We start from the raw sequence: 12,051 nt of genomic DNA, 5'->3' as shown, positions 1-12,051 counted from the left end.
CGCACAACCGCCGGGCGAACCCGGCGACCGTCGCCTCGTCAAACAGGTCGATGGAATAGGTGAACGCCGCCGAAATCCCCAACGGTGTCCGCTCATCCTCGTGCGGCACCATCGTCAGCTCGAGATCCAACTTCGCCAGGGGTAGCGCGAAGTCGAGCGCGCGGAGGTGCAGCCCGGGCAGTTCCAGCGTCGTCGGCGCGAAGTTCTGGAACGTCAGCATCGTCTGGAACAGCGGGTGATGCGCGCTGGAGCGCACCGGGTCCAGCAACTCCACCAGGCGTTCGAACGGCAGGTCGGCATGGCCGAACGCCTCGATGTCGCGGCTGCGCACCTGATCGAGCAGCTCGGCGAAGGTATGTCCGGGGTCGATCTCGCTCCGCAGCGCGAGTGTGTTGACGAACATGCCGATCAAGCCGTCCACCGTGGCTTCGCCACGCCCGGCCACCGGTGTGCCGACGGTGACGTCGCGGGTGTTCGACAGCCTGGCGAGCAGGACGGCGTACGCGGCGTGCGCGACCATGAACAGCGTCACGTCGTGGCGCTGGGCCAGCCGGTTCAGCGCCGCGTGCACCGGCGCGTCGATCTTGAATTCGTAGGTGGCGCCGCGGCCGGAGAACACCGCGGGCCGGGGCCGGTCGGCGGGTAGATCCAGTCGTTGCGGCAGGTCCGCCAGTCGTTCTCGCCAGAATTCGATCTGGCGGGCCAGAATCGAGGTCGAATCGCTCTCCTGGCCGAGCATCGCGCGCTGCCACAGGGTGTAGTCCGCGTACTGCACCGGCAGCGGCTCCCAGCTCGGAGCACATCCGGCGGCCCTGGCCGAATAGGCGGTCATCAGGTCGGCGGTCAACGGGCCCATCGAGGAGCCGTCCGCGGCGATGTGGTGGACCACGGCCACGAGTACGTGCTCGGTCTCGTTCGAGCGCAGGAGCCGCAACCGGATCGGCGGCGCCGCCGTCACGTCGAAACCCTCGACCACGGCGGCCACCGTGTACTCGGGAATCTCGGTTTCGGTGACGTCGAGCACCGGCAGCTCGGGTACCGCGGCCGGATCCGGCATGGCGTGCACTCGCTGGCTGCCCGTGCCGTCGCACTCGGGATAGCTCGTCCGCAGCACTTCGTGCCGCTCGACCAGGTCCCGGACGGCGGCGCGCAGCGCCTGCACGTCCAGCTGCCCGCTCAGCCGCACGGCCAAGGGAATGTTGTTGCCTGCCGCGGCCGGGTCGAACCGATTCAGGAACCACATCCGCCGCTGCGCGTACGACAGCGGCACCCGCTCCGGGCGCGCCACAGCTCGCGGCACGGGATGGGTCACCCGGGCCAGTTCGTCCAGCCGCGCGGCCAGTTTCGCCACCACCGACGCCTCGAACAGCAGCGTGACCGGAACCCGCACGTCCAGCGCGGCGCCGAGCCGGGCCGCGGCTTGCGTCGCGATCAGCGAATTGCCGCCGAGTTCGAAGAAGTCGTCGTTCGCGCCCACTCGGCCCGCACCGCTGTCCGGCGCGAGCAGCGCGGCGAAGATGTCGGCCACCACCTGCTCGGTCGGCGTGGCGGGTGCGCGGAACTGACGGGTGGTGAGTACGGGCGCCGGTAGCGCGGCCCGGTCCAACTTGCCGACCGGCGTGAGCGGTAGTTCGTCGAGCACGGTGATCGAGACCGGAACCATATACGCCGGAAGGGTTCTCGCCAGCAGGTCGGCGAGTTCGCCGGTGTCGAGTGCCACCCGGTCGCCGCTTCGGTCCGGGCCGGATGCCACACGCGGCAGCACGTAGGACACCAGCGCTTTGCCGCCGGAGGGCAGCGTCGTGCCCAGCGTCGCGGCATAGTCGACGTCGGGATGAGCGGTCAGGGCGTTGTCGATCTCGTCGAGTTCGATCCGCAGCCCTCGGATCTTGACCTGGAAGTCCACCCGGCCGTGATATTCCAGCAGTCCGGCCTGGGTGCGGCGGACCAGATCGCCGGTGCGATACATCCGCGTGCCCGGCACCGCCGCGAACGGATTGGCGACGAACCGGTCGGCGGTCAGTTCGGGCCGTCCGAGGTATCCCTGGGCCAGCGCCGGTCCGGAGAGGTACAGCTCGCCGATCACGCCCGTTGGCACCATCCGTAACCGCGCGTCGAGCACGTGGACGCCCAGGTGCGGCACCGGGCTGCCGATATGGGTCGGCTCGCCCGCGCGAAGCGCCCCGGTGCCGGTGGCGAAGATGGTGGTCTCGGTGGGGCCGTAGACGATGGCGAAGGACCGGTCACCGTTCGCCCACCGGGCTACCAGTTCGGGACCGACGCGCTCCCCGCCGCACAGGACGGCCCGCAGGTCGTCGAGTCCGGCCGGATCGATCGACTCCAGTGCGCCCGGCGTGATGCACAGATGCGTGACCCGCTCACGTCGCAGCAGATCCGCCAGTTCGACGCCGCCGAACACCGTGGGCGGCGCCACGACCAGTGTCGCGCCCGCCGAGAACGCGAGCAGCATCTCGATCACCGAGAAATCGAAGCTGGGCGTGCACAGATGCGTGACGCGCGAGTCCCGGGTCACCGCGCGGACGGCGATCTCGTGTTCGACCAGGCTCGCCAGGCCGGCATGGGTGACGGCGACGCCTTTGGGCTTGCCCGTCGAGCCGGAGGTGTAGATCACGTAGGCGAGGTGCTGTTCGGTGAGCGGGCGCCGCCGATCCAGGTAGCAGATCGAATGACCGGGCTCGTCGGCGACCTTTTGCCGGTGCGCCGGGGCGTCCAGTTCGATCCAGGCGGTCCCGGCAGCGGTCAGCGCCTCCCGATGCGCCGAGACGGTGAGGCCGAGGACGGCGCCGGAGTCCGCGATCATGTGCGCGATGCGATCGGCCGGGTAGGCGGGATCGACGGGCAGGTAGGCGGCGCCGGTCTTCGCGACCGCCCAGACCGCCAGCACCGATTCCACCGAGCGGGTGATGGCCACCGCGACGACGTCTCCCGGCCCCACACCCGAACCGATCAGATAGCGGGCCCACCGCGAGGACGTCTCGTCCAGCTCTCGATAGCTGAGCTCACGCTGATCAGCCGGATCGCCGGTCGGATTATACCGGAGCGCAACGGATTCGAACGCCGTGTCGACCGCTGCGGCCAGCAATTGCGGAAACAGGAGATTGCGTGCTCGTGAATGAGGGGTGCGACGTGCGGAACGGCGTGTCGGGGTCATGCGGTGGCGAGTTCACTCTCTGGTCGATCATCATCCGCTCTGGCTATGGAGCCAGAAGCAGTGCCTCAAATGCGTGAACCATGACCCGAGCGTGCAGGACGGACCTTAGCGAACGCCGATCGAATCGTCGCGTCGAGGTTGGGAGGGTTCACAGGGGTACCCCGGCACACTTTGGGCTACGACATGGTGTGATGTGAATAACCTTCGTTTCTGTAGGATCTCGATGTGATGAAAATCACCACTCTTGCCGGGCTGCAAGCGGGCAAATCTTCTACCGCTCGCAATTGACCATCAAGTAATTTACTGTTCAGTCAATTACGTTCGTCGGAATGGAGCCCGGTGTTGGCGACGCGGTCTTGGTGGGGATGGGGCAATCGGGAAGACGCGGTGACCGGCCCCGAGCGGGAGGCGCTGACCGAACGCGTGGCGGCCCTGCTCCCGGCGGCCGATCTGACCGTGCACGAGGCGCCGGACCCGCGCTCGTTGCGCGTGCCCGGGCCGCGCGTCCGCGTGCCGGAAGCCCTGGCTCCGCTGGCCTCGGAAGACCTCGGCGATCGAGTCGCCCACGGCCACGGGCAGGCGTTTCGTGACGTCGTGCGCAATCTTCTCGGCCGCGTCGAACACGTACCCGATCAGGTGTTGCGGCCACGTACCGAGCAGGACGTGGTCGACATCCTGGACTGGTGTGCGAGCGCGGGCGTCGCCGTGGTGCCGTTCGGCGGCGGAACGTCGGTGGTGGGTGGTGTCGAACCCCGGTCCACCGATGCCTACGCCGGGTCCATGGCCCTGGACACGAGCCGTTTGGGTGCGCTCGTCGAACTCGACCGCACCAGCCGGGCGGCGCGGATACAGGCGGGCATACTGGGCCCGGCGCTGGAAGCCGCCCTGCGACCGGACGGCCTGACGCTGCGGCACTTCCCGCAGTCGTTCGAGTTCTCGACGCTCGGCGGCTGGCTGGCCACCCGTGCGGGCGGCCACTACGCGACCGTCTACACCCACATCGATGACATGGTGGAATCGATGCGGGTGGTCACACCGGCCGGGATCAGCGAATCGCGCAGGCTCCCCGCGTCCGGTGCGGGCCCCTCGCCCGATCGGATGTTCCTCGGTTCCGAGGGTGTCCTCGGCGTCATCACCGAGGCGTGGATGCGCGTGCAAGAGCGCCCGCGCTGGCGGTCCGGAGCGTCGGTGACGTTCGAGGACTACGGCGCCGCCGTGACCGCGACGCGCGCCATCGCCCAGTCGGCGCTGTATCCGGCCAACTGCCGGCTGCTGGATCCGGTGGAGGCGTTCATCAACGCGGGCGCGGACACGGCAGGCGGGGTGCTGGTCCTCGGGTTCGAGTCCGCTGACCATCCCGTCGACGAACCGATGCGCCGGGCAGTGCAGATCTGCCGCGAGCACGGCGGCGCCATCCCCGACGGCATTCGCACCACCGACTCGGCCGAAGACCCGGCGCGCACCGCCGCCGCCGACACGTGGCGCTCGTCGTTCCTCCGCATGCCGTACCAGCGCGACGCGCTCGCGGCCCAGTCCATGATCGTGGAGACCTTCGAAACCGCCTGCACCTGGGACCGTTTCGCGGCGCTGCGAGCGGCGGTACAGGAAGCGACCACGGCCGCGTTCCGATCCGCGGGCGTGACCGGTGTGCTGACCTGCCGGTTCACCCACGTCTACCCGGACGGACCCGCGCCGTACTTCGGCATCTACGCCGCGGGCCGGTGGGGACGGACCGTCGAGCAGTGGGACGAGATCAAGACCGCCGTATCGGAAGCACTCCACGTCAACGGCGCGACCATCACGCACCACCATGCCGTCGGACGCGACCACCGTCCCTGGTACGACCGCCAGCGCCCCGAACCGTTCGCCGTGGCGCTGCGGGCGGCCAAGGCGGCGCTCGACCCCGAGGGAATTCTCAATCCCGGTGTGCTGATCGACCCGACCCCACCCCCGCCCGCGCGGGAGGCGCCGTGAGCAGGCCGGGCACCAAGGGCGTACCGCGCGAGCGGCGAGAGGAGCAGATCCTCGACGTCGCGACCACCGAATTCGGCGAACGCGGTTACGCCGCGGCTTCCGTCGCCGAGATCGCCTCGGCCGCAGGGGTTTCCAAGCCCCTCGTGTACGCCTACTTCGGCTCCCGGGACGGACTGCACGCGGCCTGCGTGCACCGCGCCGGGAAAAGTCTGGTCGACGCGGTCGCGGCCGCGCAGTCCGCCCAGGGCGCCCACGACCGGGCGCTCGCGACGCTGACCGGCATCTTTCGCGCACTGGACGGGCGCACGCAGAACTGGAAGATCATCTACGACGCCACACTGCCCCGGCGGAGCGCGGCCCACACGGTTGCCAGGGAATATCAGGACGCCTTGAACGGCATGGGCTCGGCGGGTGTGTCGCAGGTGCTGGCCGATGCCGGTATCCGCGACGCCGACGATCACTCGCTGCTGCTCGCGCTGTGGTTCAGCATCGTGTCCACCACCATCGCCTGGTGGAGCGACCATCCCGGCCACACACCCGAGGACATGACCGAACGCTGCCTGCGCCTGTTCACCACCCTCCGCGCGACGGCCGCCCGGCAAGCCTGACCGTTCTGCCCTGCCCGGCTCAGGCGCTCGGCGTCAGGGCGCGGAGAGGCCGGTCGAGTTCCCGGCGGTAGAAGTCCAAGAAGCCGTCCGGGTCCGGACCCGCGTTCTGCATCACGAGATGGTCGAAACCCGCATCGACGTACTGCTTCGCAGCGTCGAGGTAGCGAGCCGGGTCGGGACCGCAGGCGAAATTGTCCAGGATGTCCTCCAGGCGGACGGTAGTGGTGGCGGCGGCGAAGTTGACCGGGTTCGGCAGCTCGCTCATCACCTTCCACCCCGTGACCGCCCAGCGCGTCGTGTCGAGCACCGCCTTCGCGGCCGTCTCCTCGTCGGGAGCCCACGCCATGCCGACCTCCGCGTAACGCGGGCCGGCGCCGCCCGCGGCGCGATAGCGATCGACGAGTTCGGCCTTCGGCTCGGTGGCGAACAGGCCGTCACCGAGTTCGGCGGCGATCCGGGCTGCCTCCGGTCCACCCCCGGCGACCGCGATCGGTGGAAGCGGGTCGGGCAGATCGAAAACGCGAGCTTCGGAAACGGTCAGGAACTCGCCGTCGTAGGAGTGGTAACCGCCGCTCCAGAGCAGGCGGATGATCTCGAGCGCTTCGCGCAGCATCCGCTGCCGGATGCGCACGGGCGGGAACTCCCGGCCGACGACATGCTCGTTGAGACGTTCGCCGGAACCGACACCGAGGGTGAACCGGTTGTCCGACAAGATCGCGAGGGTGGCCGCCGCCTGCGCGATGATCGCGGGGTGGTACCGCAGGATGGGGCAGGTCACGCCGGTGGCGAGCGCGATCCGCTCGGTCTTCGCCGCGATCGTTCCGAGCACGGTCCAGGCGAACGGCGAATGCCCCTGGTTGTCCAGCCAGGGATGGAAGTGATCGCTGATCTCGACGAAGTCGAATCCGGCTTCTTCGGCCCGAATCGCTTGGCGGACGAGCTCGTTCGGACCGAATGCCTCGGCCGCCAGTTTGTATCCGATACGCATCGCCACCTCCTGGTTCGACAGCGGCCGGTCGGCTCACGAAACCGGCTCTCGGCGCGCGTACCCGCCATCCGGCGGCGAAAACTTCGCCGCGCGCCCGTGCCGCCGTAAGGGCGGCCGGGCGCTGCCGCGTCAGCCGGACGCGGTCGGCATCGCGCCGGTCGGAGATCGCCGCGTGATCGGCTCAGTCCCGAGTCGGCCAGTAACTGGCGGCGTGGCGGCCTCGGGGAACGTAGGTGTTCTCGTCCTCGACCTCCGTGACGCCCAGATGCAGCAGCAACAGCACGGTCACCAGGCTGATGCTCACGATCAGCGGCGTGAGCAATTGCGTCGCGCCGGCTCCGGACGGCGGATGCGCGTGCTGGGTTTCGTGCACATGCATCGCGAACATGCCCGTGTAGTGCATGCCGGACACCGCGACGCCCATCACCAGCGCCGCGCCGACGGTGGCGAGCGTGCCGCGGACGTGCAGGGTGAACCACAACGCGGCGGTCGCGGCAACCACGGCGATCACCATCGACAACGCGACGATCCGTCCGTCGTAGCCGATCGCGGCGTTCGACTTCATCGCGTACATGCCCGAATAGTGCATCGCACCGACACCCAGGCCGGTGATCCCGCCCCCGGCGAACAGCGCCAGCGGCCCCAGCGCCCGCTGGTGCGCGATGCGCAGTCCGATCCACACCACCCCCATGGCGATCAGGGCGCTGATCAACGTGACCGGGACGTCGTACCGGATCGAGGCGCCGTCGATGGCGAACCCGAGCATCGCCACGAAGTGCATGACCCAGATCCCGGTGCCGCCGATGGCGATCGCCGCGGCGAGAAGCCACCCGTCCCGGGCGGAACCGGTACGGGATCTGGCCATGCACCGTAATCCGAGCAATGACCCGGTGAACGACATGAGATAGGCGATGACAGGCGTAAGCCACCCGTGGCTGAAGTGATCGATTTCCAGCACGCGACACTCCCTCGCTGGATAGATTCGGACCGTCGGCACGACGATGCTCGAATCTCATATAGTGAAACTGCAGGTAGATAATTTAGAGTACTACTATCCTCTTTAAAGTCATAGGATGAGTTTCAGATAGCGAGACGTGTGCCAGTCGCCTGGTGAATCGAACTCGTTTCAGTTTGAACCACTCTCCCGGCCCCATGTCCCCCACGACAGCTAGCTACTGGCTTACGCGGTGCCGCAGCGGAGCGCACGTCCGCACGCCAGCGCGGCGGGACCGGATCATTGCACCACGCAACGGAAACCAAGAATTAGCTGCACGATTGGCAAGCGATCGAAGACAATGAGTGAAACGGCCACTACCAGCGAATCGACTCCGCATGGATACCCGAACCGATGAGATAGCCGAGAAGATCTACCGCATCTCGACCTTCATTCCGGAGGTCGGACCGACCGGCTTCACCTTCAACCAGTTCCTCATCGACGCCGAGGAGCCGCTGCTGTTCCACGCCGGCATGCGGGCGCTGTTCCCCCTGGTCTCCGCGCATATCGCGCGGATCATGCCGGTGGAACGGTTGCGCTGGATCACTTTCGGGCACGTGGAAGCGGACGAATGCGGCGCGATGAATCTCTTCCTCGCCGCCGCACCGCACGCACAGGTGGCGCACGGCCTGCTCGGCTGCCTGGTCTCGATCGACGATATGGCGGATCGGCTACCGCGCAGGCTCGACGACGGCGAGGTGATCGAACTCGGCGGTCGGCGCGTACGGCACCTGGACACCCCGCACGCGCCGCACAACTGGGAGGCGCGGGTGCTCTACGAGGAGACCACCGGCGTGCTGTTCTGTGGTGACCTGATGACCCAGCTGGGCAACGGACCGGCGCTGACCGGCGCGGATCTGGTGGAACAGGCGGGCGTCGCGGAGGACGTCTTCCATGCCACGTCGCTCGGCCCCGCCGTGCCCGCCACCCTCGATCGGCTGGCGGAACTGGCACCCACCACGCTGGCGATCATGCACGGTTCGAGCTTCACCGGCGACGGTGCCACGGCACTGCGCGATCTCGCGCGCGACTATCGAGCTCGCCTGGACGCCTGATCGACGCCGCGCTGAGGTCGACGGCGGCCTCAGGCGGCATGGCCGACGTGCTGCGCGGACGCGCCGATGACGGCCGCCTCGGTGCCGACGAGGGTCGAGAGGAACGCTTCCTGTTCCCGGCGTCCCCGCACCGTGGCGCGCTCCAAACCGCCCGGCAGCACCCGGGCCAGGGCGCTACGGACGAGATTGACCGGGATGCGCAGCACCGGATACCACGGCGGCACATAGGCGGGCAGGCCGAGTTCGCGCATGGCGGACGGCCCGAGGAAGGCGCTCGCGATGGACAGATGCTGAGCCCGCGCGATGCGGCCGCGCAGCGCGGGCAGGTTCCGGTAGTGCCAGCGCAGCGGATCGTCCGCCATCGGAACGGCGAGCTGCGGCGTGGTCTCGTCGGGATTGGTGATGGCGGTGAGACTGTGGTACAGAATCCGGACGGCGTCCCGGAACCCGTTGGGCAGGAACCGATCCTCGACACCGATCAACCAGCCGACGTAACGGGCGAGGTGCGCGGCGGAGTCGAGTTCGCGAGGAGTCGAGAGCAACCCCATCGCCAGTCCGCCGACGAACGGAGCGATCAGGGCTCCGACCAGCGTCGCGGCCATGTCGGTCTGGTTGATCGGCACGCCCCATTCGTCCTCGCGCCAGTCCGGCATGGCCGCCACGTGACGGCGCACCAGGGCGTGGATCAGCCGCACGTGGATCGTGGACCGGTAGCCGCGGCCCAGTGGCGACATCCCGCCCTCGGAGCTGACGTCGAGCGCCCATTGCAGCGTTTCGGCGAATCGCTTGGCGGGCCCTTTCTCGAGAGCGCCCGTGCGAAGCAATGTCTTGTTGAAGCCCGAGGCGAGGTAGCCACCGAGGAAGGAGACGTCGCGCGCGATGTAGAGCCCGTCCGTACCACCGCGCCGGAACACCCGCTCCGCGCGCTCGATCCGCTCTCGGTCCAGCCATTCGGGCGGGGTCTCGACCCGGAGGAAGAATGCCCGCAACGGCTCCGGAGCGTCCGGCACGTTGTCGATGCCCTGACGCAGTGCCCGGTCGAACAGCGGACGAGTGCGGCCCATGCCTTCCCGGTACATCCACTCCACCAGCTCGTCCATCGGCTGGTCACCGATGAGCAGTGCCTCGCCCAGATCCCGCCATTGCTCCGGCCCCGGCTTATCCAGTCCCAGCAGCAGTGCGAACGGTCGCAGTCCGGGAACCCGGCGCGGAGCGTCCGGGTGACGCAGCGGAAGTGGCTTGTTCATCGTTGCTCTCCTTCGAGCCGGCACTGATGCCGTGCTTCACCATCGGCACGATGGCGGCACGGACGAATTGGCGTGTGGCGTCGTCCTCGGCGAAGTCGACGCAGGCGGTGGGCGTCAGCATCACCGAATGGGCCAGTCGCGCGATCATCTCCGCCACCGGCAGTGCGTCGTAGCGAGCGATGAGCTCCAGCTCCTGAGCGTGTTCGAGCAAGCCGGCGATGTAGCGGATGCCCAGCGACACGATCTGGGCCCCGCGCACGGTATAGAAGGCGAGAGCCTCCTCCGGTGCGACGGTCAGCAGCCGTTGCACCAACCGGTGCATCCGGGTCTGCCGCAGCACGTGCAGCACCGTTTCCTCGATCCGGAGATCGATGTCGGTCGCGGCCACCGCGATGGCCGTGACCTCGGCCAACATGCGCTGAGTCTCCCGTTCCAGCACGGCGTCGACCAAGTTCTCCTTGCCGGTGAAACGGCGATAGATGGTGACCCGGTTGACCCCGGAGCGCTTCGCGATGTCGTCCAGGCTGCTGCGCCGGATTCCCACCTGCAGGATCCGATCGAGGGCCGCGTCCATGATCTTCTCGTCGACAGCGTCCCGGCCCGTGCTCATGCATCAAAGATAGTGAGATTGTTGCATTGAGTCAATCCCTCGGCGGGCAGGTGATACCGGCCGCCGGGTTCCGACCGCCGAAGCCACACCGATCCCGTTTCGCGAGAGGCCCTTACGCCCCTGCCGCCACTCGAACGAGCACGTATTCCGACACCCGGCGAACTTCTAGCGTTTCTTCGTATGTCTCGCCGGGGTAACGGCGTATGGTCGCGCTATGCCGACAGTGACGTCGATCGACACCGGAGCCGAACACCTCGCCTGCTGGGTCACCGTCGTCGGGCAACGGCTCCACAAGTTGCCGACAGCAAACCCGAACGTGCTCCTCGCGCATGCGATGAGCGGGTTCCTCGCGATCGGGCGGGCGAGCATGGCCCTGCTGACCACCTCCGCGAATCCCACCGACATCCGTGACCACGATCTGGTCTTCGAGATCACCGCCGACGCCGAACGCTGGCTCACCGACGCCGCGACCGAACCGGTGGTCAACCAGGTCACCGACCGCGGCGAGCACATCCAGCGCTACCTCACCCCGGTCGCACTCGATACGGTGGCGAAAGCCCGTCTGCGGCGCTGCGCGCAGGCGACCGCCATCCACACCCGTGATCTGCTGCTCGGTGTCGACGCCGATCCGACGGCGTCGGACGAGATTCGGGACCTGGCCCGTGATCTCGCCGCGCGAGCGAACATCATCGCCACCGTCTACGCCGACGACCCGCAGCAATTGCTCTCGATGTCCAGCAGGTGACGACGCGATCCGGTTCCGCCCGGCGACGGCCGGAACGTTCACATTGTCACCGCGATGATCGACAATGGTCATATGACGACGGTGCTGCTCGGCGGCGACGTCATGCTCGGCCGGGGTGTGGACCAGATCCTGCCCCATCCCGGCGATCCGAGGCTGCGCGAACGATACGTCAACGACGCACGGACCTACGTCGAGTTGGCCGAACGCGCGTACGGCGAATTCACCCATCCGGTCGGTTACCGGCAACTGTGGGGTGACGTCCTGCCGATCCTCGCCCGGATCGACCCCGAGGTGCGACTGCTCAACTTGGAAACTTCGATCACCGCCGACGGCGCGTTCGTCCCCGCGAAAGGCATCCATTACCGGATGCATCCGGACAATGTGCCCGCGTTGACCGCGATCGCGCCGCTGGTCTGCGCATTGGCCAACAACCATGTCCTCGATTTCGGTCTTCCCGGCATGGCCGACACGCTCGCGGCGCTCGATACCGCCGGCATCGCCCATGCGGGCGCCGGGCCGGACCTGGCGGGTGCGCGCGCCCCCGCCACGGTGCAACTCGCCGACGGGCGCCGTGTGGTGATCCTCTCGGTCGCCGCCGGTTCGAGCGGGGTCCCGGAAGCATGGTCGGCACGGCGCGACCGGCCGGGGGTGTGGCGGG

10 protein-coding genes are annotated in these 12,051 nt (G+C 68.2%); 5 read left to right on the top strand and 5 right to left on the bottom strand.

Annotated features, from left to right (window positions below; genetic code table 11):
* Positions 1-3,103: non-ribosomal peptide synthetase (locus HOV91_RS36365; RefSeq protein WP_312884918.1), on the bottom strand; the 3,103-nt coding region annotated here is incomplete at its 3' end.
* A 408-nt stretch (positions 3,104-3,511) separates the two neighbouring features.
* Between HOV91_RS36365 and HOV91_RS36360 the strand changes: the two genes are divergently transcribed.
* Both HOV91_RS36360 and HOV91_RS36355 read left to right on the top strand, forming a co-directional pair.
* Positions 3,512-5,146: an FAD-binding oxidoreductase gene (locus HOV91_RS36360; RefSeq protein ID WP_174189747.1), complete on the top strand. Its 1,635-nt coding sequence runs from the start codon at positions 3,512-3,514 to the stop codon at positions 5,144-5,146.
* A complete protein-coding gene (locus HOV91_RS36355) occupies positions 5,143-5,754 on the top strand; it encodes a TetR/AcrR family transcriptional regulator (RefSeq protein WP_174189746.1) in 612 nt (203 codons plus the stop codon). Before HOV91_RS36360 ends, HOV91_RS36355 begins: the two co-directional genes overlap by 4 nt.
* A 19-nt stretch (positions 5,755-5,773) precedes the next feature.
* On the opposite strand, the gene HOV91_RS36350 is transcribed toward HOV91_RS36355, so the two are convergent.
* A complete protein-coding gene (locus HOV91_RS36350; RefSeq protein ID WP_174189745.1) occupies positions 5,774-6,742 on the bottom strand; it encodes a TIGR03557 family F420-dependent LLM class oxidoreductase in 969 nt (322 codons plus the stop codon).
* A gap of 181 nt (positions 6,743-6,923) precedes the next feature.
* Positions 6,924-7,607, bottom strand: a complete 684-nt coding sequence (locus HOV91_RS36345) for an MHYT domain-containing protein (protein WP_312884917.1) — start codon at positions 7,605-7,607, stop codon at positions 6,924-6,926.
* Positions 7,608-8,074: 467 nt separating this feature from the next.
* Between HOV91_RS36345 and HOV91_RS36340 the strand changes: the two genes are divergently transcribed.
* Positions 8,075-8,791, top strand: coding sequence for an oxygen-binding di-iron domain-containing protein (locus HOV91_RS36340; RefSeq protein WP_174189743.1), 717 nt, complete (start codon positions 8,075-8,077; stop codon positions 8,789-8,791).
* 29 nt (positions 8,792-8,820) lie between these two features.
* Here HOV91_RS36340 and HOV91_RS36335 read toward each other — a convergent pair whose 3' ends face one another.
* Both HOV91_RS36335 and HOV91_RS36330 read right to left on the bottom strand, forming a co-directional pair.
* A complete protein-coding gene (locus HOV91_RS36335) occupies positions 8,821-10,038 on the bottom strand; it encodes an oxygenase MpaB family protein (protein WP_174189742.1) in 1,218 nt (405 codons plus the stop codon).
* Positions 9,950-10,648, bottom strand: a complete 699-nt coding sequence (locus tag HOV91_RS36330; protein WP_174189741.1) for a TetR/AcrR family transcriptional regulator — start codon at positions 10,646-10,648, stop codon at positions 9,950-9,952. The genes HOV91_RS36335 and HOV91_RS36330 overlap by 89 nt, the downstream gene beginning before the upstream one ends.
* A 214-nt stretch (positions 10,649-10,862) precedes the next feature.
* Between HOV91_RS36330 and HOV91_RS36325 the strand changes: the two genes are divergently transcribed.
* Both HOV91_RS36325 and HOV91_RS36320 read left to right on the top strand, forming a co-directional pair.
* Positions 10,863-11,393 (top strand): hypothetical protein, encoded by a 531-nt coding sequence (locus HOV91_RS36325; protein WP_174189740.1) that lies wholly within the window; start codon positions 10,863-10,865, stop codon positions 11,391-11,393.
* 54 nt (positions 11,394-11,447) lie between these two features.
* Positions 11,448-12,051, top strand: a 604-nt coding sequence (locus HOV91_RS36320; RefSeq protein ID WP_246351469.1) for a CapA family protein, incomplete at its 3' end; no start/stop codon positions are given.

The organism is Nocardia barduliensis, assembly GCF_013315795.1.
GTDB lineage: Bacteria > Actinomycetota > Actinomycetes > Mycobacteriales > Mycobacteriaceae > Nocardia > Nocardia barduliensis.
This window is presented reverse-complemented; position numbering and strand designations above follow the sequence as displayed.

Coding starts and splice junctions, on each gene's coding strand:
- HOV91_RS36350 (WP_174189745.1), bottom strand. CDS start 6,742: ATGCGTATCGGATACAAACTGGCGGCCGAGGCATTCGGTCCGAACGAG.
- HOV91_RS36345 (WP_312884917.1), bottom strand. CDS start 7,607: ATGGCCAGATCCCGTACCGGTTCCGCCCGGGACGGGTGGCTTCTCGCC.
- HOV91_RS36340 (WP_174189743.1), top strand. CDS start 8,075: ATGGATACCCGAACCGATGAGATAGCCGAGAAGATCTACCGCATCTCG.
- HOV91_RS36335 (WP_174189742.1), bottom strand. CDS start 10,038: ATGAACAAGCCACTTCCGCTGCGTCACCCGGACGCTCCGCGCCGGGTT.
- HOV91_RS36330 (WP_174189741.1), bottom strand. CDS start 10,648: ATGAGCACGGGCCGGGACGCTGTCGACGAGAAGATCATGGACGCGGCC.
- HOV91_RS36325 (WP_174189740.1), top strand. CDS start 10,863: ATGCCGACAGTGACGTCGATCGACACCGGAGCCGAACACCTCGCCTGC.